General features: G+C 66.6%; 24 protein-coding genes and 3 pseudogenes. 13 read left to right on the forward strand and 14 right to left on the reverse strand.

The window, feature by feature from the left end:
* Window positions 1–288: 288 nt before the first annotated feature.
* The gene (locus tag AP234_RS33410) at window positions 289–588 is read right to left on the reverse strand and encodes a DUF6247 family protein (RefSeq protein ID WP_055483764.1); all 300 of its coding nucleotides are present in this window, start codon (window positions 586–588) and stop codon (window positions 289–291) included.
* A 1,139-nt stretch (window positions 589–1,727) separates the two neighbouring features.
* Between AP234_RS33410 and AP234_RS33415 the strand changes: the two genes are divergently transcribed.
* On the forward strand, window positions 1,728–2,666 hold the full coding sequence (locus AP234_RS33415; RefSeq protein ID WP_055483765.1) for a ParA family protein: 939 nt from the start codon (window positions 1,728–1,730) through the stop codon (window positions 2,664–2,666).
* Complete coding sequence (locus AP234_RS33420) at window positions 2,663–3,541, forward strand: hypothetical protein (protein ID WP_055483766.1); 879 nt, start codon at window positions 2,663–2,665, stop codon at window positions 3,539–3,541. The genes AP234_RS33415 and AP234_RS33420 overlap by 4 nt, the downstream gene beginning before the upstream one ends.
* Window positions 3,542–3,689: 148 nt before the next feature.
* On the opposite strand, the gene AP234_RS33425 is transcribed toward AP234_RS33420, so the two are convergent.
* Window positions 3,690–4,124, reverse strand: coding sequence for a hypothetical protein (locus AP234_RS33425; protein WP_055483767.1), 435 nt, complete (start codon window positions 4,122–4,124; stop codon window positions 3,690–3,692).
* A 154-nt stretch (window positions 4,125–4,278) separates the two neighbouring features.
* Between AP234_RS33425 and AP234_RS39760 the strand changes: the two are divergent.
* Window positions 4,279–4,377 (forward strand): annotated as a pseudogene (locus AP234_RS39760) (IS5/IS1182 family transposase); the annotation flags it as partial.
* 82 nt (window positions 4,378–4,459) lie between these two features.
* Here AP234_RS39760 and AP234_RS33430 read toward each other — a convergent pair.
* Together AP234_RS33430 and AP234_RS33435 are read right to left on the reverse strand one after the other, a co-directional pair.
* Window positions 4,460–4,960 (reverse strand): DinB family protein, encoded by a 501-nt coding sequence (locus AP234_RS33430; RefSeq protein ID WP_055483768.1) that lies wholly within the window; start codon window positions 4,958–4,960, stop codon window positions 4,460–4,462.
* A 42-nt stretch (window positions 4,961–5,002) separates the two neighbouring features.
* Entirely contained in the window at window positions 5,003–5,647 is a 645-nt protein-coding gene (locus AP234_RS33435; protein WP_055483769.1) for a class I SAM-dependent methyltransferase, read from the reverse strand.
* Window positions 5,648–5,712: 65 nt separating this feature from the next.
* Between AP234_RS33435 and AP234_RS33440 the strand changes: the two genes are divergently transcribed.
* A complete protein-coding gene (locus AP234_RS33440; RefSeq protein WP_055483770.1) occupies window positions 5,713–6,321 on the forward strand; it encodes a helix-turn-helix domain-containing protein in 609 nt (202 codons plus the stop codon).
* Window positions 6,322–6,583: 262 nt separating this feature from the next.
* Window positions 6,584–7,396, forward strand: a complete 813-nt coding sequence (locus AP234_RS33445; RefSeq protein WP_055483771.1) for a hypothetical protein — start codon at window positions 6,584–6,586, stop codon at window positions 7,394–7,396.
* 63 nt (window positions 7,397–7,459) lie between these two features.
* Here the strand turns inward: AP234_RS33445 and AP234_RS33450 are convergent, their stop codons facing one another.
* Complete coding sequence (locus AP234_RS33450; RefSeq protein WP_235558537.1) at window positions 7,460–7,858, reverse strand: VOC family protein; 399 nt, start codon at window positions 7,856–7,858, stop codon at window positions 7,460–7,462.
* 440 nt (window positions 7,859–8,298) lie between these two features.
* On the opposite strand from AP234_RS33450, the gene AP234_RS33455 reads away from it, so the two are divergent.
* The 4 genes from AP234_RS33455 (at window position 8,299) to AP234_RS33470 (ending at window position 12,750) form a co-directional block, all read left to right on the forward strand.
* Complete coding sequence (locus AP234_RS33455) at window positions 8,299–10,080, forward strand: DUF4132 domain-containing protein (RefSeq protein ID WP_055483773.1); 1,782 nt, start codon at window positions 8,299–8,301, stop codon at window positions 10,078–10,080.
* 153 nt (window positions 10,081–10,233) lie between these two features.
* Window positions 10,234–10,545, forward strand: coding sequence for a DUF6247 family protein (locus tag AP234_RS33460; protein WP_055483774.1), 312 nt, complete (start codon window positions 10,234–10,236; stop codon window positions 10,543–10,545).
* Between the two features lie 15 nt (window positions 10,546–10,560).
* A complete protein-coding gene (locus tag AP234_RS33465) occupies window positions 10,561–10,788 on the forward strand; it encodes a hypothetical protein (protein WP_152990766.1) in 228 nt (75 codons plus the stop codon).
* A gap of 828 nt (window positions 10,789–11,616) precedes the next feature.
* Window positions 11,617–12,750: an amidase domain-containing protein gene (locus AP234_RS33470; RefSeq protein ID WP_055483776.1), complete on the forward strand. Its 1,134-nt coding sequence runs from the start codon at window positions 11,617–11,619 to the stop codon at window positions 12,748–12,750.
* Window positions 12,751–13,072: 322 nt separating this feature from the next.
* On the opposite strand, the gene AP234_RS33475 is transcribed toward AP234_RS33470, so the two are convergent.
* On the reverse strand, window positions 13,073–13,537 hold the full coding sequence (locus AP234_RS33475) for a hypothetical protein (protein ID WP_152990767.1): 465 nt from the start codon (window positions 13,535–13,537) through the stop codon (window positions 13,073–13,075).
* 88 nt (window positions 13,538–13,625) lie between these two features.
* Window positions 13,626–13,769, reverse strand: a complete 144-nt coding sequence (locus tag AP234_RS37535) for a hypothetical protein (protein ID WP_160330537.1) — start codon at window positions 13,767–13,769, stop codon at window positions 13,626–13,628.
* 487 nt (window positions 13,770–14,256) lie between these two features.
* Here AP234_RS37535 and AP234_RS37540 point away from each other — a divergent pair, with 487 nt between their 5' ends.
* Entirely contained in the window at window positions 14,257–14,439 is a 183-nt protein-coding gene (locus AP234_RS37540; RefSeq protein WP_055483778.1) for a hypothetical protein, read from the forward strand.
* Between the two features lie 24 nt (window positions 14,440–14,463).
* On the opposite strand, the pseudogene AP234_RS33485 reads toward AP234_RS37540, so the two are convergent.
* Window positions 14,464–15,069, reverse strand: a pseudogene (locus AP234_RS33485) (IS256 family transposase); the annotation flags it as partial.
* 202 nt (window positions 15,070–15,271) lie between these two features.
* Between AP234_RS33485 and AP234_RS38280 the strand changes: the two are divergent.
* Both AP234_RS38280 and AP234_RS33495 read left to right on the forward strand, forming a co-directional pair.
* On the forward strand, window positions 15,272–15,466 hold the full coding sequence (locus AP234_RS38280) for a hypothetical protein (protein ID WP_055483779.1): 195 nt from the start codon (window positions 15,272–15,274) through the stop codon (window positions 15,464–15,466).
* On the forward strand, window positions 15,456–15,899 hold the full coding sequence (locus AP234_RS33495) for a DUF6262 family protein (protein WP_055483780.1): 444 nt from the start codon (window positions 15,456–15,458) through the stop codon (window positions 15,897–15,899). The genes AP234_RS38280 and AP234_RS33495 overlap by 11 nt, the downstream gene beginning before the upstream one ends.
* 99 nt (window positions 15,900–15,998) lie before the next feature.
* Here AP234_RS33495 and AP234_RS33500 read toward each other — a convergent pair.
* Both AP234_RS33500 and AP234_RS33505 read right to left on the reverse strand, forming a co-directional pair.
* A pseudogene (locus tag AP234_RS33500) lies at window positions 15,999–16,505 on the reverse strand (transposase family protein); the annotation flags it as partial.
* A gap of 395 nt (window positions 16,506–16,900) precedes the next feature.
* A complete protein-coding gene (locus AP234_RS33505; RefSeq protein ID WP_152990768.1) occupies window positions 16,901–17,845 on the reverse strand; it encodes an alpha/beta fold hydrolase in 945 nt (314 codons plus the stop codon).
* 117 nt (window positions 17,846–17,962) lie between these two features.
* Here AP234_RS33505 and AP234_RS33510 point away from each other — a divergent pair, with 117 nt between their 5' ends.
* Complete coding sequence (locus AP234_RS33510; RefSeq protein ID WP_055483782.1) at window positions 17,963–18,553, forward strand: TetR/AcrR family transcriptional regulator; 591 nt, start codon at window positions 17,963–17,965, stop codon at window positions 18,551–18,553.
* A gap of 111 nt (window positions 18,554–18,664) precedes the next feature.
* Here the strand turns inward: AP234_RS33510 and AP234_RS33515 are convergent, their stop codons facing one another.
* The 4 genes from AP234_RS33515 to AP234_RS33530 all read right to left on the reverse strand — a co-directional run bounded on the left by AP234_RS33515 (window position 18,665) and on the right by AP234_RS33530 (window position 23,271).
* Window positions 18,665–20,788, reverse strand: coding sequence for a hypothetical protein (locus AP234_RS33515; protein ID WP_152990769.1), 2,124 nt, complete (start codon window positions 20,786–20,788; stop codon window positions 18,665–18,667).
* A 744-nt stretch (window positions 20,789–21,532) separates the two neighbouring features.
* Entirely contained in the window at window positions 21,533–21,781 is a 249-nt protein-coding gene (locus AP234_RS33520; RefSeq protein WP_152990770.1) for a hypothetical protein, read from the reverse strand.
* A gap of 66 nt (window positions 21,782–21,847) precedes the next feature.
* On the reverse strand, window positions 21,848–22,783 hold the full coding sequence (locus AP234_RS33525; RefSeq protein WP_055483785.1) for an NlpC/P60 family protein: 936 nt from the start codon (window positions 22,781–22,783) through the stop codon (window positions 21,848–21,850).
* On the reverse strand, window positions 22,783–23,271 hold the full coding sequence (locus AP234_RS33530; protein WP_055483786.1) for a hypothetical protein: 489 nt from the start codon (window positions 23,269–23,271) through the stop codon (window positions 22,783–22,785). The genes AP234_RS33525 and AP234_RS33530 overlap by 1 nt, the downstream gene beginning before the upstream one ends.
* Between the last annotated feature and the right edge of the window lie 290 nt (window positions 23,272–23,561).

Consider the following 23,561-nt stretch of genomic DNA (forward strand, 5'->3'; position numbering starts at 1 on the left):
GGAGTACGACGGGTAACCGCGGCAGAAATTCAAGGTCAGCCGACCCAGAGGATGTCGATGATCCGTAAGGACAGGGTCTCCTCATCGAGGATGAATGTGATCATCCCCTGACTGTTGTCTCCGAAGAAAGCCTGTCTCACCACGGACTGGCCGGGACGCTCCGCGACAGCGTCCCACGGATCACGGAGGAGTTCGATGAGGCGCTCCAGCAGCGGGCGTCCCGGACCTCCTCGGGAAGACCGTTCAGCTCGTAAAGTGCGCGCCCGTGAAACCCGTCGAACTTGTAGCTCACACCCGGCCTTCCCACTCCGGCGGGGTGTAGCGAGTGAACATCTCGGCTCGCTGCTGGAGCGCGTCCTGGACGGCCTCCTCGTAACCCGGGCGGGAGTAGGCGATCGCCCGTAGGCGCCACTGACGCAACAGCATCTGCACTTGCTTGAAGCGGGCCAAGTCGTGGGCGGCTTCCAGAGCCTCCTCGTACTCCGCCCGGAACCGGGCACGATGCGACGGTGGAAGCGCCTCGAAGATCGCGGCAGGATCCTCACCGGGATCACGCGGTCCGGAGGACTCCAGAGGCTGAGCGGTCATACCGACCAATCTAGCTTCCGTATGTGGAAAGCCTTGCCGGCGTCGCTGCGAACGCCCGGCGGGATGCATGCGACCTGTACACGGTCGATCACCATTATCAGAAGAGAGCGACCACCGTGGAGCTCACCTGTTCCGTCACGCCGGGATGCGAGCGTGTCGGTCGCGCGCCGTACGGCTCGCGCCGGCGCGACGGGCTCGGTCACCGGTTCAGCCAGGGGCGTGTGAGCATGGGCTCAGGTGTGACGTCGAGCGCGACCGGTTGAATATGAGCCTTCGCCTGTCAGAGCGGCGAGGCGGCCAGGTCGGGGAGCGCCGCACGAGCGCGGTCGAGTCAGACAGGCGGCCGGGATGGCCTCGGTGATGACGTCGGCCACTCGGTGAGCCGGATTATCGGGATGTGGGACCGGCTGACTTGACGGATGCGCTGGCGGAATCAGGCCGTCCAACCGGGTCGGTGTCAGGCAACCGGCAAGCCCCTTTACAAAGTAAGTAAGCGACGGGGAGAGACGGTACCCAGACTCGGATCGAGCCTTCTCCTTCCATGCTCGCCGACGGACGAATCGGCCATGAATCTCGGTTCTGAGGCCACTCAAGCGAAGATCGTATAATGACTCTTCGCTAGATCACCTCAACGCACGCCGGAGAGCATATTCGCAGGTAGAGACCGATAGATAGATCGATAGGTAATCAATAGACAATTAGATAAGTAAATAAATTGGAGAATAGATGGGATATAAGATTGGCTTATGATAGTAATTTAGATACGCAAACCAGTAGTTATATACATCGTAAATTACAATGCTTAGAAGATGGGAAATAAATAGTAATTACGACAGGATTTCAGCTTGACCGATAGGTGGACCGATAGCTTGTCCGTCAGAGCGCCAGGGAGTGAGTGGGCAAGGACCAGCACAGGATTACCCGCGAGGATAGGTACAGGCGGAGCGGCAAGGTCACGGGAGCAGGGCGGGCCGGGGTCCCCTGCCCGCAATGGCAGATGTGTGCTCAGTAGCAGAACCCGGGGATATGACGCGGAACCAGGGACACGCCGGAGACTCAAACCGCTCCGGTGCTTGAACGCCCCATCGCGCCTCTGCTACCACGGATGCGGACTACAACCAGAGATAAAGGAAACCGATATGGGCAGCCCCGTTGGATGGGTTGAGGACGAGGCGGCGCGAGCCGAAGCACTGAAGCGCGTTATCGCGGTCGTCAACGAGAAGGGAGGGGTGGGTAAGACCTCCATCACGGGCAACCTCGCGGGACAGGCGGCATCGGCGGGTTACCGCGTACTGGTGGTGGACCTCAACCGACAGGCCAATCTGGCGCAGGACCTCGGGTACCGGCACAAGCCCGAGGTCGATGACGAAGGGGCGGGACTGCTGACGGCCATCATGACGGGGCAGCCCATGACCCCGGTGAAGGGCATTCGCGAGAACCTGGATGTGATTCCCGGCGGGACCCAGCTGGAGAACCTCACCGGGGTCATGCTGACGCGCATCCAGAACCACGGGGAGACGGCGTTCCTGTCGCTCGCCAAGGTGCTCGCGCAGACGGCCACCGAATACGACCTGGTGATCATCGACTGCCCGCCCGAGAACACGATCCTGGACGACCTCGCGCTGGGGGCGGCCCGATGGGTCCTCATCCCGACCAAGAGCGACGACGGCGGCGTCGAGGGCATGCGGCTGGTGGCCCAGCGCTTCGTGAAAGCCCGAAAGATCAACCCGTCGATCGGGCTCCTCGGCGTGGTGCTGTTCGCCACCGGCACCACCTCCACCCAGATCCACGCGCAGGTCCGCGAGAAGGTCGCGGCGGCGTTCGGCGGGCAGTCCCCGATGTTCCAGACGCTCATCCGCCACTCGGAGCGGGTCGCGGTCGACTCGCGCAAGGGGCGCCTGGCCCACGAGCTGGAGCAGGCCGCCAAGGACCAGCCGCAGTGGTGGCAGGCCCTGCGTGAAGGCAAGCGGATCGAACGGATCTCGCCCACCGCGGCCAGTGTCTCCTCCGACTACCAGGCGCTCGCGGTCGAGGTTCTCAGCGTCCTGGCCGCGGCCGAGCAGGAGGCCGCCGTATGAGCGACGACCTGTCCTCGATCTTCGGAACGCCCGCGACCGCCCTCGGGGGCATCCTCTCCAGGAAGTCTCCGTCGCCGGCGCGTCAAGACCAGCCGGAGGCGGGAGCCGTACGGACCCGACCCGAAGAGGCGCCTCCCGTCGAGCAACCCGCAGCGCCTGCGGAAACGGGTGAGAACGACGCTCCTGCCGTACGTGAGGAGCCCGAAGCGAAGCCGGAGCCGGCGAGCACGTCCACCGTGCCGAAGCGGACCCAGGAGGATCACGGGAGCCCCACTCGCACGGCTCCCCCGGCCAAGGAACGTGCCCGCACCGCGCCCGCCGGGGCTGATCGTTCTCATGTCACGCCGGCCAAGCCCAGGCGGCCCGCGGCATCCCGTACGGCTCCCGCCGCCCCCGCCGTCCGGGAGCCGCGCGCCGTACGGCCGACGGCCACGCCGACGCCTCGCGCGCAGCCCGCACGGACCTCCGTGCCGGTCGAAGACCTCGACGTGGAGGTCACCTCCCAGTTGTCGGTCTATGTGCTTCCTGAGGCCGTACAGGCGATCCGCCGGGAACGGGAGAGCACCGGCCGTCTCAACGCCGAGATCGCCTTCGACGCGATCGACTCCACCCAGGACGTCCTGCAGCATCTGGTCGAAGCGCGGCAGGTGGCCCCCCGCGCCGAGGGAAGCCTGTTCCCCGCCCGCCGGGCCGCCCGCCGCGGCCGCAGGCGGATCAGCGAGCAGCAGGCCCGGACACTGTGGACCATCCAGATCACCCAGGCCGAGTACCAGGTGCTGAGGGATCTCGTGGCCGAGACCGGAGCCGACTCCGTGAGCCAGCTCGTCTCCGCCGCCATCGAGGCCTACCTCCTGGACGACGACTCGACACGCTGACAACCGACACACGTCGCGACGGCGGCCTCGTCGTCAGGGGTCGGCTCGGCATCGGCGGGCGGGGCGTTCGCCGAGGCGCCCGTGAGGCTGGTCTGGTCTGCCGCTGTGCGGGCTGCTGCCGGGAAGGCCACTGGCGGTCCCTGTGCTGCTATGCCAGCTCCTCGTCCCGCGGTATCTGATGAGGCAGACTCGCCAAGCTGCGCATCATGTGCTGTGCGAAGTGCCCGTAAGCCACCACCAGAGCCGCGAAAGCCGTGGTCAGCGCCGCGAGCAGCGGCAGGCGTCCCTCATCGGCCAAAACGAGAGCCTGTGCATCGGCGAAACCGGCGCGGGCCGCAGCCCACCCCGCTACCCCCGCGGTCACCCACCGGCCGCCGATCCTGATCGCTCGGCGAGATCCGGCGGTCGCGGCGGCCGGTACGGCCAGCACGACGAACACGACGATGATCATCGTTGTCCCGGCGATGGAGAAGCCTCCCGCGCTCGTCCCGATGGCCAGCGAAATCGCGCGCATCAGCAGGCGGGCGAGGCATCCCACCATCAGACCTGCCACCAGCGCGGCCGCCAGGACCGCCAGCACCATGCGGACAGGGCGTCGCCCCCGAACGCTCATCCACCCTCCTTGACGTATTCCCGCAGTTATACGGGAAGACCTCAAACTGGGAGAATTCGGAAAGAAATCTGGCGTCTGTTCGTTACCAGATGATGCACGAGTCGTCGCTGCAGCGAGGTTGCAGAGCGGCACCCATCGCCTTGGCGGCCGATCCGACCCCGACGGGTGGCCCCTGTGGACCTCGCAGGTCCGGCCCGGCCGCGAACACGACACCACCTGCGCCAGCCCGTGGACCACGAGGGTGACCGCCGAGACGATATCGCCCCCGGTTACAGGTCTTCGATGTAACCGGGGCGATATCGGGGTCAGCGCCCGGTCGTGCCGTCGATCAGTTCGCGGAGGATGTCCGCATGACCCGCGTGACGGCCGGTCTCCTCGATCATGTGGGTGAGGGCCCAGCGGACGCTGGGAGCGGGGCGTCCCGGCCGCGGTCGAGGGATCGGTGCGTCGAGATCGGTGCACCCTTCGAGCACTTCGTTCGCGAGTTCGACCGCCTCTCGGTAGCGGGCGAGGACATCGGCCACGCTGTCGGCCGGTGCGGCTTGGAACGTCGCCGGCCAGTCGGTGACGTCGTCCCCGAGGAACATCGAGCGTTCGACAGAGGTCAGGTGGTTGAGCAGGCCGAGCAGGTTCGTGCCCGACGGCACCGCGGCTGTCCGCACCTGCGGTTCGGGTACGCCGTCGACCTTCGCGGCGATCGAGGTCCGGAGGTAGTCGAGGATTCCGCGCAGGGTCTCGGTCTCGCTGCCTCCGGTCCGGGGCGGCGGGGTGTCGCCGCGACGGTCGCGGCGCGTGGTGCTGGGCACAGTGATCTTCTTCCTGCGTCGGGAGCGGCGCCGGCCGCCCTGTCATGCGGTGCGGCGGATGAGCAGAACGTGGTCGATGACCTCGGCGGTGCGCCCGCCCGGTCCGGTCGCGATCCGGCGGGGTGCGTCGGCCCGCTCGACCGTCCATGTCGCCGGGTCCAGCTCGAGACCCGCGGCGACCTCCTGCGGGCTCGGGTACCGGACATCGGGATCCTGGTTCCACGACCACGGCGCGGTCGAGCCGTGGTCGACGACCAGCAGGCGCCCTCCCCGGCGCAGTGCGTGCGCGGCGGAGCGCAGGACTGCTGATCTGTCCAGGTCGAAAGGGGTGTGCAGGTAGTGGGCGCAGATCAGGTCGAATCCGCCCTGCGGGAAAGACGTGTGCAGGTCGTGCCGTACGGCGATGACGCGGTCGCCCAGGCCGCATGAACGGGCGAGGGCCGCTAGCCGCTCGACCGCCACGGCCGAGATGTCGGCAGCGGTGACGCGCCACCCCCGGCCGGCGAGCCACAGCGCGTCGCCGCCGTCGCCGCATCCGAGGTCCAGTGCGTCGCCCGGCGGCAGGCTCGCGACCGTCTCGGTGAGGCGGGCATTCGGCTGCGGGGCGGTGGCCGCCGGCCGGCCCGCGTGGACGCCGTCCCAGAACGTGATCGCATCAGTGTGCTCATCAGGACTCCTCTGTGACATGTGCTCAGTCTTGCCAGACACGCCACACTTGGCACGAAATCTTGCAGTTCTGGCAAGATGGCCTGATGGATCACAGGACGGACGACGACGTGCTCGACGCGGTGGGGCCGCGGCTGCGTGCGCTGCGCCGTGACCGTGGCATCACCCTCGCCGACCTGGCGGCGACGACCGGTGTGTCAGAGAGCACCCTGTCCCGGCTGGAGAGCGGGCAGCGCCGGGCGACCCTGGAGTTGCTGCTGCCCCTGGCCCGTACCTACGACGTTCCGCTGGACGACCTGGTCGGTGCCCCGCGCACGGGCGACCCCCGGATACACCTCAAGCCGATCAAGCGGTTCGGGATGACCTTTGTGCCCCTGTCCCGGCGGCCCGGCGGGGTGCACGCGTTCAAGATGATCATCCCTGCCCGGCCGGAACCCCTCGAGCCGACCCCGCAGACGCACGAAGGCTTCGAATGGCTCTATGTGCTCAACGGTCGCCTGCGGCTCGTGCTCGGCGAGCGCGACCTGACGTTGCCGCCCGGTGAAGCAGCCGAGTTCGACACGTCCTTGCCGCACTGGCTGGGCAGCGCCGACGGCGGCGTGGTCGAGCTTCTCATCCTGTTCGGCCTGCAAGGGGTGCGTTCGCATGTACGCACCGACCCTCATCGGTCGTCTCAGGCCGTAAGCCGGCGGTGAACTCAGCGGGAGACTCCGTGTTCGCATCAGCAGCGAGCCTCCCCGCGCGAAAACGGCTGCGATGACGCCTTCCGTCCCCGAACATGTCCCCAGCCGGAGCAGGAGGGCCGGTTTCCCGCGGCACATCGGTGAGCTGCCAAGGCCGCGGTGGACTACGTGGCCGGCGCACCCGGATGAACGGGCTACGCCCCCCGTCCTGAAGGGGGTGCCCGATGAACCCTCCAGGTCGGTGGCACGTCCCTTCGGTATGAAGAGATCGCGTTTGACCGTCATCGCGCTGCTCGCGTCGTTGTGCGCCTGCGGCCAGTCCGGTGCCGATCCGATATTCGCTGTGGCCTCGACCGAGACGATCGTGTTGCCGCGGGCCGATCAGCCCACACCGCATCGGCCCACCCTGGAGCGGCTCAAACGAGAGGCGGCGTCGTCGGGCCGACCCCTGGAGGAGGTCGTCAAACGGTACGCGGCCCGGGTGGCCGCTACCTCGTCCCCCAGGCCGACGGACTTCGACGGTTACGACCCCGCGGTGACCGAACCGGACGTGACGATCGACGGCATTCCCTACGCCGAGCTGGTCGACATCGGGACCATCGCCAAATCGGAGGGCATCTCCTATGAGGAGGCCATCGACCGCTTCGGCGCACAGTCGTCCAACAGCCGGGTGATCGACAAACTCAATGCGGAGTTCCCTGACGAGATCTCCGGCGTCGGATACGTCGACGACCATCGGGGGCTGCGCGTCGGCTTCAAGGGTCCCATCCCGGCTCGCGCGATCGAGCTGGCCAGGACCCTCCCCATGGAGGTCACCCTGATCGGCGGCAAGGAATTCTCCACCGCGGAGCTCCGGCGGGCCCAGGACACGATCGTCTCCTGGCTCCGATCCCGTCCCGAGGTGGCCACGATGACGGCGCACCCGGATGACGAGACCGGCCAGGTCAAGGTCACCGTTCAGCCGAAGGTGATGCCGGACGATACCGAGGAGTTCAAGCGTGGGCTTCGGCTCCCGCGGCTGGACAATCCGCACATCACCGTCGAGGTCACGCTCTCCGCCGAATCGATCGCCGTTCAGCCGCAGTGAGGGCCACCGAAGCCCCCGGCGCGCACAGGCCGGGTTCGAACTCAAGCTTGGTCCCTCACTCCGCTACCCGGCGGCCGGTGGCATGTCCGGGAGCGGAGGGCCGAGTAGGTCCCACCGGTTGCCGGCGATATCCAGGAACACGGCGACCCGCCCGTACGGCTCGGCACGCGGCGAGGTCACGAACTCGACCCCGGCTACCGTCATACGCTCGTAGGCGACGTCGAAGTCCTCCACACGCAGGAAGAACCCGACCCGCCCGGCGACCTGGTTCCCGACCACAGCGGCCTGGCGTTCGTCATCCGCCCGCGCGAGCAGGATGGCGGTTCCACCACCCGGCGGCCGGACGACGACCCATCGCTTCGGACGGCCGTCGTTCGTCAGCGAGGGCGAGTCCTCGACCAGGTCGAAGCCCAGGGCGTCGACGAAGAACTCGATGGCGGGGTCATGGGGTCCCGGTAGCAATGAAGAAATTTCTAACGGATATGCCGCTGACCTGCGGTAATGCAGAAGCTTCGCGAGTTGGATCTCGATTTGCTTACGGTGCGGAAGCTGAACGATGGACGATTAGCGATCGCGGCCCGCCCATAGGTGGGCGAGACGCTCCATCAAGGCCTCCTCCTCCCGAACATGTCCCTAACCCCAAACTAAGCTGATCTGCGCAGGTCAACGGTTTCCGAGAAGATCGTGTTCTTGGGAGCGGAGACGGTCACGACTTTGAGAACACGCACAGCTGAGAGGCAAAACCCCAGCTCGGCACCTCTGTGAACAGGGCTGTGTCGCTAGATGGCCGGCTGGGGCCACCTCCAAGAGAAGGACGCCGGACACCCAGGTCTCGAGCAACCCATCGGTAGCCGTCCAGAACGGCGATCTTCATTCGGACATCGTGCGACTACGATCACCGGGTGACGTTCGCGGGAAATTGGGATCATCTGGAACCGGCTACCAAAGAGGCCTACCAGCGCTTCGACGCCCTCACCGAGCAGGGCCTCGACCCCGGCCCTGGCACCGACTGGCGCCTCTACGGCACCTACGCCCACACCAAGCTCTGGCTCAGCCCGCAGGGCGGCCACGACTACGACGAGCGCGTCCTGCGCCTGGTCCGCACCGTGGCCGCGCGCGCCGTCGACTGGACTCCCGACGACGCCTGGAACCTGGCCGAACGCGCTGGCTACTGGGCCCGCCAAGGCCACACTCGCCACGAGGAGCTCTATCGGATTCCGCTGTCAGCCGCCCATCTGCTCCATCCGCAACAGCGCCGCGACCTGTTCGGCCACCTGACGGACCTCGGAGAGCTCCAGCCGCTCCTGGAGAGCCTGCTCACCGAAGATGGTCCAGACGGTGCGGTCAGAAACGTGATCGGGGAGGCCGACCCCTTCGCCACGATGCTGGCCGAGGAGTACGGCCTCCGCCTGGCCGGAATGCTGCCGCTGCTACGTCACTGGGCCACCGCTGACACACCGGCCCCAGGCGACGGCTGGTTGCCGGTCGTCCGCGACCTGCTCACTCCTGAGGCCATCGCCCTGGTCCACGAGCTGGTCACCCGCCTGGCCGCCTACCGGGGCGGCCCGTTCGTCTGCCATCACGCCGACATCAGCTGGAGCGAGGACCGCTTCCTGAAGGGCCGGACCGTCTCGGCGGCGCGCGACCTGATCTGGACCTGCGAGGTCATTGACGAACCTTGGATCCCGTCGCTGCTCGCCGACGCCGCCGTCACCTGCGGCACCGGCCACGATGGCCCCGGCTCCACCTGCCGCAGCGAGACCGTCGCCAACGGGGCTGTCGGCGTGCTGGCCCGTCGTGGCGGACCCGAGACAGTCACCCCGCTGGCGTTCATTCAGACGCGGGTGCGGGCGGCGTCCGTACAGGAGAATGTCACTCGCGCGCTCGACGCGCTCGCCGACGCGGCCGCGCTGACCCGCGACCAGTTCCTCGACCGCACTCTGCCCGCCGCCGCCACGCCCAGAGAGATCGAGCAGGCGCGCACGGCCGCGCGCCACCGCCTGGAGCAGGCGCTCATCCACCAGCGCGAATGGACCTGGCATGACGTCGGCGAGTACCTCCTCGACCACCCCGTCACTGGCCCCGACGCACGCGCCCTGGTGTGGCGGATCCCCGGCGGCCCCTCTGGCCTGCCAGTCAGAACCGTCGACGGCTGGGAACTGGCCGGGCACCGCCCCGAGGGCCCTGTCGCGTTATGGCACCCGGCCGACGCAAGCGCCGAGGAGGTGAGTGCGTGGCGCGAGAGGGGTCTGACGCAGCCGTTCGAACAAGTCTTCCGCGAGGTGTACGTGGAAGAGCCAGACCGCGTCGCCGGTCACGTCGTGCGCTACAACCTGGCCCGGACGGAGCTGATCCGGCACGGCTGGACCGGCGTGTCGATCGGCTACTGGGAGCATGACTGTCACGAGGGGCAGGGCGAGGTGGTGCGCGACCTTGCGGGCTGGCAGGCCCGCTGGCTCCTGCGCGTCGTCGAGGGCATGTCCGACGAGGGCTGGGACCTGGACGCGCTGTGCGCGACCAACCCAATGACCTTCCACCGCGACGGCCAGAAGGTGCCCGCGGCGTCGGTGCCGCCACTGGTGCGGTCGGAGATCCTCCGAGAGGCCGACCTCACAGTCGCCGCCGCTTCGGCCGGCCCAGACGCCCAGCACCTGGTCGACTACTACGACGGATATTGGCACTAGAAGTTATGCAAGCCGACACGACGGAACGTCGTCCAGCCACCTGGCCGGGCACTTCCAAGGGTGGAACAGGCGTCCTGGGAGTGCCGCGTTCTGTCCAGCCCGCTCGATAAGCTGAGATGACCGTGGCAACCGGGCAAAAGGTAAGGCGTCGTCATGACCGTCCAGCGGCACGAGAGTCCCCATCCGCAAATTGAGCGGACCTTCACCGCCGTGCGCGCGGCCCTGCCCCCGGCCAACGTCGCCGCGTTCGACGCCGAACTCGAAGAGATCACCCACGCGCCCGTCGTCAACCTGGCGGCGCTGGATGACTTCCTGTCCGCGTGGTGGCGCATCGCCACCCGCGCCGCCGCCGATCCGGCCGACTGGCAGCGAATGCACCGAGAGGCCGAGCAACTGCAGTCCGGTGCGCGTACGGCAGGCCCGACACTGGCCGAGGTGCTGGCCCGCCGCGAAGTCCAGCGGTAGGTGTACACCATCCGAATGGGCAGCGACGTTGCCGAAGCCCAAATCGACGACCTGTTCGACGCCGAGATCAGTGTCCTGCTGGAGATCTACGAAGTCCTCCGGCTGACTCCCGGTAACGGCCGCAAGCTCAGCCCAACCGGCAACATGTACGTCTGGGACTACAAGGGCATCTCGGTGACCTACGTCCTGCTCGATCGGCAAGGTGAGGTCGCTGTGCTGCGCGTGGATCGCTTCCCCGTCTGAATCGCGTCACGGCCCACTGGCCCCCAACCTGTGGTCTTGACCTGCGGGGACGCGCCCGCGAAGCGCATTCGAACGGAAAGTCACGGTAAGCCGCTCAACTCTGTTCCACTAACGGGACTTTTCGTTCCGATGCTCGTCATGCCCCGGGAAATCCCAGAGTTCAGGTGAACTGAAGGTTCCTCGGGATGAACCGAAGGGTCTTCAGGCTCTGGGGTGTGGACCCTTGGGTTCGTCTCGACTGGCGGGATCCTGTTCCTCGGCCGTGGTGACGAGGAGGGTGCGGGCGTTCTCGGCGGAAAGTCGAGATTGGACACAACCAAAATTCGCACTCCTCGTAATCGAGTGCACACAATTTTGAAAGAATCGAGAGAGCTTGCCTCCACATTGATAGCTCCCCACGCCGACCGAAAATTGTGTTCATTCGATTACGATGAGTGGTTCATCTCCGGTTACGTTCAGTGCCCCATCTCCGCGAATTCCCAAGGTCAACTCACTGCAGTCCGGATATGACATCACCACCCACAAGCATCCCTGACCACTAATCGTGAACGTCCGACTACAACATCCAGTCAGGCGTGAAGATCCACATTGATAATAAATTGATTGAATCTTACACGATCACTTGACTTCTGCCAGTAAAGATTGTTTGGTGATCGCGGAGAGATGCAGACCTCGGTGCCGATCACACTCTCCCGCTTAGGGCGACGAAGGGGTCGCCCGCCTGCGTGCTTTATCGGAGTCAACAGGCAGAGAAGGGTTCAGACGCACATGAAATTATCCTATACCCCTCCTATACATCGTCTCCTGAGTTGCACCGTCGCCTTCTTGGTGGCGATCACGACGCTGACCATGTCGAACGACGCCCGTGCGGCAACCGTGTCAGCGCCGCAAGCCGCCCCGGAGCTCTCCGACCTGGCACAGCGGTACCTGCAGTACCGCGCAGACCGTCTCGCGAGCGAGTCGTCGGCGGCACAGGGCATCACCGCGGTGGAGATCGGGGATCGATTCGCAGGCAAACTGGCCTCGGAGATATCAGCGATCGACGCTCGACGGGATCTCCTCCGGAAGGTGAACGGCGGCCACAAGCGGGCCGAAGTAACGATCTCCGGTGTGGAAGAAACCACACTGCATGGTGGCACCATCGAGTTGAAGGCGACCGAGCACGCCAAGCTGCACTTCGCGCGAACCTATCCCGACGCGCCGACATTCGAGGAGTACAGCCTTCGACACCGCTTCGTCTTCGAGCGAAGGGGAAACCGGTGGGTGCTGCAAGAGACCAGTCCAGAACTGGCGGTCGGCGAACTGGCACCCGACACCCAGCCGACTATAGCGGTCGATATGCCCACCACGTCGGCTGTCTCCCCCAACAAGGATGCCTCCGCAACCGATCGACCCACCAACCACAGCACCGCTGCGGCTCCTGACAAGACGAAGGCGACCCGGAACGCGACGCTCGCTGTCTACGACTACACCGCGATGCTGGACTACGCCAACAAGTATTGGAACAACTACAATTCGAATTATCGAACATACGACGGCGTCGGGGGTGACTGCACGAACTTCATCTCACAGATAGTCAAGGCGGGGGGATGGGCTGAAGTAGGCTCCTACCCAGGGGACAGTCGCTCCGACAACGCCAACTGGTACTACGGTAGCCTCACCATTACAACGAGCTACACGTGGCCGGCTGCGGAGAATTGGTACTGGTTCGCCCAGATCGAGTCCAAGCGCACAAGCCATCTGGACAACATCTGGAAGATGCTGACCGCCGACGTGCTGCAGGTCGACTTCTTCAAAACAGGCACCCTCAGTCATTCAATCTTCGTCACGGGCCGGTCGGGGTCCGGTGTGTACGCCGACGAACTGTATCTCACCTACCATTCCAACAACACGCACAACAAGCCGCTCAGCAGCTTCCTCGCGTCGAATTCCGACGCCTGGTACTACGCACACCGGACCTGATTTTCTGACGTAGCCCGTGCCCGGCCATGCAAGCGAAGTGGCCGGGCACGGGCATACATTTTTCGCGTCCAGGGAGATGGTGTGCGGGTGATCAAGTCCTGCGGTTGATGCGGGTGAGATCAATGTGACAAGAAATTTGGATTGGCCCTTCGGGCGCGCTCGCGTGGATGAGAATCAGGTGCGCGTGCTGCTCGCCGACGTCGGTCCGTCTTGGCTCTCTGAGACCGTACAAGAGATTGACGCTGGAGCCCGCACCCGACGCTACATAGCCGAGTGCGCCAGATCAGCCCAAATCGTCTAGTGCCCCACAATGGCTTCCGCTTCACGGCACCGGGGGTTGTGCTTTCGGCCGCGCCTGGACGTACCGGTGCAGCCACGTGACCGGCACTACGAAGAGCAGTGCGACGTGCAACCAGAACAGCCCGTCCAATACCACCTTCAGCCAGTCGACCTTCTTTTCCAGCACGGCGGGGTCGGACCTCGCCGCGTCGATAACGGCCATGTCTTCGGCGACTATGTAACTGTCCAGCCATCCCCAGGGATAGCCCAGGCCACGATGGTAGCCGTACATGCAGCACACGTCCTCGCGTGCCACTAGCAAGCTGAAGAACAGCCCGGCGAGGGTCAGCCCTATCGTGACCAGCCACCCCATCCGACCGATCCGAAGAGCGGCGACAGCCACCAACACCAGCAGCGCACCGCCCACGCAGACCACTAGGCCGAACGCTACATAGTGGCTCTGCCCCCCGGACGCCCCCAGTGCCAAAGCACCGACGACGATGCTCACCGCGCCGAAAAGACCAAGACCCCATAAGCGAGGATGCATGCCGACAACCTAGTGCAGCGCCTCAAAGATTCCTAAGGGGTTCGGTTGATCACTGAGTGTGATCGTCGATCTGGGCGAGATGAATGGTGCACGCGCAGTCGAGTGCTTCGTTGGGCGTGCCAACGGGTTGACCGTTCAGCAGGACCGACTCCTGATAGCTGTCACTGCTCGCCTGATAGATCGCGAACGCCAACCTTTCAGAGGAGCCGAGGTGTTCGATGCGGGCCAGCGGGAAGCCGACATCGTCTTGGTCGTCGTCCCAGTGGCCGGGTCAGATAGCCGTACGAGCCGCGCCAGCGGACGGTGACGGGCCGTGAGCAACATCGGAACGGCCAGTGGCGATAGCGGGCTGAAGCCCGGCGGGTTACCGCCGCTGGCCGTTCCGATGCGGGTGGCTGGGTCAGGGTGTGGGTTCGGCGACGACAGGCGTCCCGGAAACGCTCGAATACGAGACATGCTGATCTTGTTGAAGATCCCCAGGTCGAGCCGTCCCGAAAGCCATCTCGAAACTCGGCCTGCAACGTTGAGTTCCGGGACGGGTTTACGGGACGATTCGCCGGACTTCAGCCCGCTATCGCCACTGGCCGTTCCGTTGTTGCTCACGGCCCGAGAAATCCCAGAGTTCAGGTGAACTGAAGGTTCCTCGGGATGAACCGAAGGGTCTTCAGGCTCTATATGGGGTGTGGACCCTTGGGTTCGTCTCGACTGGCGGGATCCTGTTCCTCGGCCGTGGTGACGAGGAGGGTGCGGGCGTTCTCGGCGTAGCGGATGGCGGTCTTGGGATCGAGGCCGAAGACTGCGGCGAGGTGGAGTGGGTCAGGGCCGTGAGCGAGGGCTTCTTCGAGTTGCCGGTCGAGCAATAGTCAATACCTGTGGATCAAGATTCTTTAGGCGGCTATCGAGGATGAGTCCTCGGAGGGGGTTTCGTCGGGTCGTTCGACGAGCTTGCCGTTGACGAACGTGGCTCCGGCGCGGACCAAGGCGACCAGGTGGGGTGCGTTGACCGCGCGCCAGCGAGCCTGGGCCGACTCGATCAGCTTGAAGGCCATGGCCAGCCCAGCCGCCCGCGATCCGGGGCCTTTGGTGACCTTGGTCCGATGCCGCACAGTGGCGAACGTCGACTCGATCGGGTTCGTTGTGCGCAGATGCACCCAATGCTCGGCGGGGAAGTCGTAGAACGCCAGCAGCTCATCGAGGTCATCGACGATCTTCGCGACCGCCTTGCCGTACTTGGCGCCGTAGGTGCTCTGGAACTCCTTCACCGCGGTCAGGGCGTGGTCCTTGTCCTCGGCGTTCCAGATCTCCGCCAAGGCCTTCTTCGCCGCCGGGTGGGCAGACTTCGGTAGCGACCCGAGCACATTGGCGATCTTGTGGAACCAGCACCGCTGGGCTTTGGTCTGCGGAAACACCTCACCCAGCGCGGCCCAAAACCCCAGTGCACCGTCCCCGACGGCCAGCACCGGGGCGCGCATCCCCCGACGTCTGCACGACACCACCGTCCGCCGCCACTGGGAGAAGGCCCGCAAGGTCAACATCAGCGGCGAGCGCGTCACGCTCGACCCCGACGGCCCCCTCGCCGAGGCCGCCTGGGCCAAGCACCGCGTCGGACGCGCCACCCAGACCCTGCCCAACGGCTACTGCGGCCTGCCTGCGGTGAAGACCTGCCCACACGCGAACGCTTGTCTGACCTGCCCGATGTTCATCACAACCCGGGAGTTCCTGCCCCAACATCGCCAGCAGCGTGAGCACGTCATCCAGATCATCTCCGCCGCCGAGGCCCGCGGCCAGCAGCGGCTTGCCGAGATGAACCAGCAGGTCCTGGGCAACCTCAACCGCATCATCCATGCCCTCGACCAGGACGACGAAGCGGAGGCAGCCGATGCGGGCTGACAACAGCACCCACCTCGCGACCGCCGCCCGGCGACGCCACGAACTTGCCCGCGCGAAGGCCATCAAGACCCTCCGCGAACTCGACACCGCCGGCGCCCCGGTGACTTTCGAGGTCGTCGCCCGAGCCGCCCAGGTCTCACGCTCCTGGCTCTACACCCAGCCGGACATCCGCGCCGAGATCGAACGCCTCCGAACCCTGGTTCGCAGGCCGCTACCGTCCGCCGCTCCGGCTGCCCAACGCGGCAGCGACGCCTCGATCGCTCGCCGTCTGGAGACCGCTCTGATCCGGAACCGTGAACTCACCGCCGACAACCAGCGGCTCCGCGAGCAACTCGCCCACGCCCTCGGCCAACTCCGCGCCGCCGGCCTCCCGGTCCTGGATGGACCCGAGGCAGCCCGAGGACACTCTTCGATCACAATCGGCCCCTGCTGACACAGCGTCAAAACGACCTGCATCGCCTCGTCGAAGACATCGTCCTCAACAAGAGGATGCAGGTCACAGCCTCTGCCCAAGTGATCAGCTCAAGATAACCCGGCTGAGAGCGAAGTCATCGACCCCGAGCACTCGGGGGACCCGCGGTGGCGGTAGCGGCAACCGCATGAGCAGCCGCAGCGCCGTGGACCTCGACATCGCGACGTCCAGCGCATGTGACAGACGCGCGCCCGCCCGGCCCGCGAGCTCTCTGACCACCGCTGCCAGCCGGCCGGTGAGCCTGTTGGTGCGGCGCTGGTAGCGCTCCAGCAGCCCCGGCACCTGTTCACGGAACGTCTGCCGTGGGCACCCCAGTGCCGGGCAGACCAGGCGCCGTACTCTCACCGACACCACCACTGTCCGCCCGTCGACCGGGACGTCCGTGACCGTCCGGCCGCAGAAGCCGTGTACACGGGCGGTCAGCACCCCGCAGACCGGGCACGGAACAGGCTCATCCCGAGTGCGGGCCATGACCCGAATGAGGTCGTTCTCGTCCACCACATCCTCGATGACCAGGTCAGATAGCCCCGAGAACACCACGCCCACCAGATTGTTGATCTTCAGCACGCCTCAGGCTGGCAGGTGGTCACTCAGCGCCACCACCGATTACGGGACAGAGCCCTTTTCCTTCTTGACACTCCCGGATGTCGCTGCCGCAGCAGAGACTGGGTCGCGGTGGAGACGCGGGAGTAGACGATCTGCACCGGGCTCTCCTCTGGACGGGTGGAGCTCGATCCTCCCGTCGGGAAATCCTGTCGTCAATTTCGGTGCGGAACCGATCGCTTGACGTCACGGTTCGTCGCTCGATGCCCGGTTTCCGAGGGGGTCCGCAGGGCTCGATCAGATGGTGTCGTCAAACCTTCTAATACCGACACCAGCGGCCGAACCATGGGTGGCGGATCCCGCCGGTAGGAGGTAGACGGAAGCCCGGGCCGTCAAATGCCCAGGCTCCCGTCCCTGCCTCACTTGGCCTCGACTCGCCCGACCGCGTCTGCTCCGGTAGTCAGTTCTGCTTGAGCGGCGTCCCAGGCGTTGTCGTCGGGGTAGAGCTCGCTGCGCAGGTAGGCCGCGGTAAGCCGGGCCAGGGCGGTGACCGTGGCGGGGTTCTCATCGGTGGTCTCGGCGGCATCGTAGCCGGCGATCCCGCCCAGCCCGTGCTCGGCGCCGTACAGCGTGAGCAGGGTCTTGGGCGAGGGGGCGAGGTGGTAGGGATCGGCGTGCCAGGCCGGGCCCATGTCAGTGAAGTGCGCGGGGTTGTCCTTGTCGCCGGTGACGACCAGCGTGGGCGTGGTCATGGTGGAGAAGTCGATGCTGTGGAAGTCGGCGACCAAGTGGGCGGCGGGCCCGTTGAGGACGTCGCCGCCCCGGCCCGGTGCGGCCAGCAGCACTCCGGCTTTGATCCGCGGGTCGCGGAGGTCGGAGTCGGGGTCGTCGGTGAGCCGGACGCCGAGGAGCTGGCTGGCGGAGAAGCCGCCGAGCGAGTGCCCGGCGACCGCGACCCGGTCGTGGTCGAGCCGCCCGGCGAGCCCCGGCATGGTCTTCTCGATCTCCTCCAGCGCGTCGAGGATGTGCGTCATGTCCTCGGGACGCGACCGCAGGAAGAACGGCCCACCTGGCTCGCCCTCAAGAACGGAGCTCAGCGTCCGGGAGCTCAGGTGGGTCGGCTGCACGACCGCGAACCCCAGCTGCGCCCACAGGCTCGCCAGCGGCGCGTAACCGTTCAGCGAGGACAGGTTGTTCGACGGCCCGTGCCCGTGCGACAGCAAGATCACCGGGAGTTTGGCGCCCGTCTGGGGAACCGACACCCGTAAGTGAAGGTCCACGGGACGGCCGGGCACCGGTAGCACCACCGGGCTGTACGACAGCACGGCAGCGGGTCGGTCGAGAGTGCGGGATGTGATCACGATGTGATCCCTTTCGGTTGGGCAGGGGGGTCGGGACGTTCGCTAAACTGAAGCGGAACATCGTTCCCCTTAATATTCGGAACAACGATCCGTTTTGTCAATTCTGTCGCGAGGAGTCCGATGGCCAGCCAGGAACCCGGCGGGAAGACGGCGGCCCGAAGCAAGCGCACCGACGCGATCCGCAACCAGCAGGCGCTGCTCACCGCGGCCGCCGAGGTGTTCACGACCTCGGGCGTCAACGCACCGATCCGCCAGATCGCGGCGCGGGCGGGCGTCGGCCTGGCCACGATCTACCGCCACTTCCCCACTCGGGCTGACCTCGTCACCGCCGTCTACCACCACCAGATCGAGGCCTGCGCCGAGGCCGGCCCCGCCCTCCTGGCCAGCGCCGACAGCCCCCTGGCCGCGCTCCGCCAATGGGTCGATCTGTTCGTCGACTTCCTGGTCACCAAACACGGCCTGGCCGACGCCCTGCAGTCCGACAGCGCCGGCTTCGCCACCCTGCACGCCCAGTTCCTCGACCGGCTTCTGCCCGTCGCCGCCCGACTGCTCGACGCCGCGGTCGAGGCGGGCGAGATCAGACCCGGCACCCGGCCGTACGAGCTGATGCGGGGCATCGGCAACCTCTGCATTGGTCGCGACGACGACCCTGACTACGACCCGCGCCGCCTGATCGACCTGCTCCTGCGCGGACTGCGCTTCGAGCCCTAGCCCGCCTCTACCTTGGGGCTGGGGTCAGCTTCGGGCGGGAGGGCCTACCGGAAGAGATCTCGGGACCGGTGCGAGATATCGCCGTGGGAGTACCCTTCAGCCGCCACTGCCCTACGTCTTCGAACGGATGAGCCGATGCGTCATCGTCACCAGGCCGAGGTCCTCGACTTGATGACGCCACAGGGAGAGCCACTCGGGGTCCTCATCGGGGATCTTGAGCGGTAGTTCGTCGGGCGGGTCGGGTTCGTCGCCCAGCCAGGGCGGCGGCTCGAACTGGGCCAGCAGGTCGGCGAGCTCGCTGAGGGACCTCTCATCCGGGCCCACGCCCCGCGCCCGTTCGTCCTCCTTCGTCGCCTTCAGGATGCCGAGCAGCTCGTGCCATTCGCGACGCTGCTCCCGATACAGCTCGACGAGCTCGGCCATCCGCTTGTCCGCTCCGAGCTCTTTCGCGACCTCCTCAAGGGTCGCCTCGCCTCGTCGCCAGCCGCGTTCGCCCTTGACCGCCAGGCCGTACGCCGCCAGCTCCTTCAGCGACCGCCAGACGCTGATGTCGGCGAGAGCACTGAGCCGGACCAGCTCGCCGGCCTTCGTCTCCTCAGCGCCCAGCACCTCGTACAGCAGCGCGCTCGGGCCGCTGAGCTCCCAGAACGCGGGATGAATCCCCTCGATGAAGCCGGCTCGCCAACGTCGCCAGGCGGCGTCCTTGCGGTACGCGTCGGGGACGCGCAGCCGATACACGTCGGCCCGGACTCCTTCTCCGCTCATCACCAGATCGACCAGCGGATCGTCTTCATTGCGCAGCAGCACCAGAACGTCCGCCACCGTGGTCCAGTGCAGGCCCGACGCGAGCGACAGCGACCGTACGCCGAACTCGACCGTCGTCGACCCCCTCATCTGGGCCGCCTTGCCCAGGGCCCGGAGCACGCGCCGCACGGTGACGGCTCTCCGGCCCCACTCCGCCTGCCGGTCGGGGTCTCGCTCCGCCAACCAGACGGCGTTCCACCAGGTGCGGATCCGCTGGTAGTCGGTACGTCCATCTTTACTGCGTAAAGGAAACTGCCTGGGGTTCATGGAAGCAGACCCTGCCACAATCGATTCCGGGCACGAGCCCTCTTCGGGCAGCTCAGGGGGCGTGGAGTCCTGGCGCCTGGTGTAGGTCTTCGAAGCAAGTTTATCGCCGGCCGTGCCAATGACCGCTTTTCGCCATTCCGAGGTGATTCGTTCCTTGGTGCGTGCGCCGTACTTGCCGAAGAACCCGGCCAGGCCCCGCCAGCGACCCGAACGCATCTCCTGGATCACCTCGGAGAGCCGCCAGCCGGCCGCGGCCGCGGAGTTCAGTACGGCAAGGCGGGCGCGGCTCCTGTCCGGATAACCGGCCCGAAGGTGGTCGCCGGTCCGCGCCATCGCGTCGAGGTCCGCCCTGATCGGACGTCGGCCCCCGATCAGGGGCAGCCACGGTTCCCCTCCGGCGTCGAGCGGCCCGTCGAAGGTGGCCTGCTGTACGGGGGAGACGGCGTGGAGCTCGGCGGAGAGCTCGGTGAGCAGTCCGTTCCACACCTTCGGGCCGCATGGCCGCCGGACGGCGTCCAGGGCCGCGTCGAGCGGCATGTCGAGCCGCATCCAGCCGGTCAGCTGACCGGCCCGCATCTTGTGGGGAGCGCCGGGAGGGCGGATCTGGCCGAAGACGTTGCTCATGGGGGAGGCGTCGAGTGTCGTGTAGCGCCGGGCGAGGGCGTGCGCGACGCGCCTTAACTCCTCGTACGGCAACGCCGCCGCGAACAGCACGTAGACGTGGCGTCCGCCGGAGGGCGAGCAGTCGTGGATGCAACGCCCGCCAAGCCGTTCAAGCAGCTCGACGAATGCCGTTGCCTCCCGTGTGACCTGCTCCCGGGGGGTCTCGGGGGAGTCCGTGTGCTGGGCGAGCTTCGTGTCGAAGTCGGCCACTAAGAGCCGGCCGCTCTGGCTTTCTGTGTGGAACACCGGGACCGTCGCAGGCCGGTACGGCAGGGCCTCGTCCAGCGGGTGCTCGTACCCGCGCCCCTTGTGCCACTTGGGGAAGCTCACGCCGCCGTCCGGGGACAGCCGCATCCGCGGCGCCTGGGCGATCACGGGCGCGAGCAGACGCCACTGCTCGGCGGCCAGCGCGCGTGCGGCGGCGAGACTCCCATCGGGGGAGCCGGGGGCTGGTATGTCGGCTAGGAGAAGTTGGTACCCCGGCGTGTCGTCTCCGGGCAAACCTCTACCAGCCGAAGGACGGGATGCTATCGTCGTCTCCGGTAACTCTTACAAAGTCAATCGGTAGCCCTAGATCTCGGTAGCTCTAGACCTCAATCGGTAGCCCTAGATCTCGGTAGCTCTGGGCCCTCGGTTGCTCTTGTACGGGGTTGTTCGAAGTGGTCACTAGTTCGTTCTGGCTGCCAAACCTTCTGGAACTAGGCCACTACTCGGGTGTAGTCCGCGCGCACCCCCCTTCTGGGGGGCAGCGCCCTTTTCTCGCAGCCCATCACAGGCCGGTCCTCCTCGCTCGTCATAGTGAGAACGACGAGACACTTTGCCACGTCACGACCCCTGCACGCTGGGTAATGCCGAAGTGTGTCAGGGGTAATCGCCCGGACGGGTCGCGTAACGCAATGCGTGGCCGACCCCGCCTTGGGGAGGGCCCACAAGACGCCCGCGGGCGGCAAAGCCGTACCGGCCCTGGGCCGTACGGGCAGGGCTCGGACATATGGGGACACGGCCGACACGCCGATAGAAGGGCGTGCTTCACTAGCCGGACGACTCATTGGTATCGTCATCTCCGGTTGTAGTTCCAACAGGGCCACGGCCTCGGATCCGACTCGGATTACGTTTGTCAGGCGCATCGAGTCGGGTCCTGGACCGAAGCCCACATGCGGTTAGCGGACGCCCCCCGGGCCAACGGGGGGCTTTCGTTTTGGTCTGGGCATCCTCCTACCAGGGATGGGGAAAGCAGCCTGCCACTCAGGCACTCAGCTTCAGCCGCTCCTGCTGGTGGTCCGGTCTGGGCCAGTGCTTGGTGTCGCGCATGGCTGCGACCACGTCCACGATGAAGTCGCCGAAGTGCGTATAGCCCGCCGCGGCGGCGTCTTTCTGCAGATCGGCGTACAGCTCCTCCGGGAAGCGGATGGTGTGCGCCTTCCGCCGCCCCTTCGACTTGCGTCCAGGCCTGCTTCCACTCACGAACGACAGGTCTACCAGAATCAGAATCACCGCCACCACCTACAGCCCCGCGTGTCGCAAAAATTTCCTCCGCTTGCCGTGTACGAGATCACCCCGCTACTTCGCCGCGAGCCGACGCTTCAGGTCGGGCTTGGCGAGGGGTCTCGTGAATCCGACGATGTTCCCGCGTGAGCCGTACGCGGTGATTCTGATCGGGCCGCACCGGGTGCAGCGGGCCTCGATGGCCTGACCGCCTCCGATGACGAGAGCGACGTGCCCTGGACGGCCCGGGCCGTTGCCGGGGCCGGAGGAGAAGAAGACCAGGTCGCCGGGCTGCTCCTGCCCGGCCGGGATGCGAACGCCGAAAGGCCACTGCTCGAACGTCGTCCGCGGGATCGTCACCCCCGCCGCCTTGTAGGCCGCGTAGACGATGCCCGAGCAGTCGTACCCGACCGGGCCTGTCCCGCCCCAGATGTACGGCTTGCCGATCTGCCGTCGGGCGTAGGCGATGACCACCGCGACGAGGTCGCCGGCGACGACAGCGGTGGTGGCAGTGCCGTACGCGGCGGCCTTGGCGAGCACCCGGTCGACGTACCACCAGGCGTGGTTGTAGGCGAACAGCGCCCGTCGCACATCGGTGGCCGCCCCCGTGGCGCACAGGTAGGCGGCCGCGCTGTAGATCGCGTCCGCGGGGTCGCCGATGTCGGTACGGCCGTCGCCGTTTCCGTCGACCGCGTGGGCGGCGAACGTGGCCGGCAGGAACTGCATGGGCCCATGCGCCCCGGCCGAGTTCGGAAGCCGGGAGGCGGGGTCGCGGCCGTGGTCGGACTCGACCTTTCCCACAGCCGCCAGCACAGTCCACGACAGGCGCGGGCACGTCTGGGCCGCGTCCATGTACCAGCGCAGGTACTCCGGCGGGATGTCCTTGAGCGCCAACTCGCTCGGCACCGCCTTCCCGGCGTCGTCGACGGGGGCTTGGGCGAGAGTGAACACGACGATCAGCAGCGGGGTCATGAACGCGGCCACGGCCACCGCCCAGCGCCACCCTCCCATCAGAACAGGAAGACCTCGTCGACGAGCCACCGCCCGCCGACGCGGACCAGGCGCAGCGACACCTGCAGCGGCCGGTCGCCCCGATATCCGGTGACGGTCAGATAGCGCCGATCGGCGGTGGGGGAAGGGGCCCCGTCGGGTGCGAACACCTGCTCCACCCGAACCGTCCCCCCGTCGGCGGGAACTCGCCCCGTGGTGTGGGCGAACCGTTCGGTGACCAGCGACCTGATGCGGCGCTCCGCCTCATCCGGATCGCCGCCACCGCTCGAGGCGATGACGTACGCCGCGGCGACCGCCGCCGAGTCGCCCAGTTTGGTGGCGCGCCTCCTGGCGGTGTCCATCTGGTACGGCTGCAGTCCTTCCGCCTCGGCGCCTCCGGTTCTCGAAGTGCCCGTGGTGCCCGCGCAACCCGCCGCCAGGAGGACAACAGCGATCACGGCGCCGAAGCCGTACCCCAATGCGTCGTTCCGGCAGGAGCCGTACGGCATGGTGCCTCCCTCCCTTCCCGCCCTCCTGAGGAGGACCATCGGAGCAAGGACACCGACAGCCGATTGCACGACCTGTGACCGTTCAGGGGAGATCGACATGGCCTACTGGTGGAACTCGCCTATTCAACTGTCGCGAGTTGAGACGGAGTTCGATGGTGACTGTCCGTGCTCTCCGGTGGCAGAGCGGCTCCATGCCCCGCCGCCTTCTTCGCGGAGGCGAGCGGTTGTCTTGTCGTCGCCGACGCCCATCACACCAGCTGGCGTCTAACGCCCGCCGCCGAGCCGCCGGG

Source organism: Sphaerimonospora mesophila (assembly GCF_001417795.1).
GTDB classification, from domain to species: domain Bacteria; phylum Actinomycetota; class Actinomycetes; order Streptosporangiales; family Streptosporangiaceae; genus Sphaerimonospora; species Sphaerimonospora mesophila.

Bases quoted from the DNA above. Each gene is read 5' to 3' on its own strand.
- AP234_RS33410 (WP_055483764.1), bottom strand. From the start codon at position 588: ATGACCGCTCAGCCTCTGGAGTCCTCCGGACCGCGTGATCCCGGTGAG.
- AP234_RS33415 (WP_055483765.1), top strand. From the start codon at position 1,728: ATGGGCAGCCCCGTTGGATGGGTTGAGGACGAGGCGGCGCGAGCCGAA.
- AP234_RS33420 (WP_055483766.1), top strand. From the start codon at position 2,663: ATGAGCGACGACCTGTCCTCGATCTTCGGAACGCCCGCGACCGCCCTC.
- AP234_RS33425 (WP_055483767.1), bottom strand. From the start codon at position 4,124: ATGGTGCTGGCGGTCCTGGCGGCCGCGCTGGTGGCAGGTCTGATGGTG.
- AP234_RS33435 (WP_055483769.1), bottom strand. From the start codon at position 5,647: ATGTCACAGAGGAGTCCTGATGAGCACACTGATGCGATCACGTTCTGG.
- AP234_RS33440 (WP_055483770.1), top strand. From the start codon at position 5,713: ATGGATCACAGGACGGACGACGACGTGCTCGACGCGGTGGGGCCGCGG.
- AP234_RS33460 (WP_055483774.1), top strand. From the start codon at position 10,234: ATGACCGTCCAGCGGCACGAGAGTCCCCATCCGCAAATTGAGCGGACC.
- AP234_RS33465 (WP_152990766.1), top strand. From the start codon at position 10,561: ATGGGCAGCGACGTTGCCGAAGCCCAAATCGACGACCTGTTCGACGCC.
- AP234_RS38280 (WP_055483779.1), top strand. From the start codon at position 15,272: ATGTTCATCACAACCCGGGAGTTCCTGCCCCAACATCGCCAGCAGCGT.
- AP234_RS33495 (WP_055483780.1), top strand. From the start codon at position 15,456: ATGCGGGCTGACAACAGCACCCACCTCGCGACCGCCGCCCGGCGACGC.
- AP234_RS33510 (WP_055483782.1), top strand. From the start codon at position 17,963: ATGGCCAGCCAGGAACCCGGCGGGAAGACGGCGGCCCGAAGCAAGCGC.
- AP234_RS33525 (WP_055483785.1), bottom strand. From the start codon at position 22,783: ATGGGAGGGTGGCGCTGGGCGGTGGCCGTGGCCGCGTTCATGACCCCG.
- AP234_RS33530 (WP_055483786.1), bottom strand. From the start codon at position 23,271: ATGCCGTACGGCTCCTGCCGGAACGACGCATTGGGGTACGGCTTCGGC.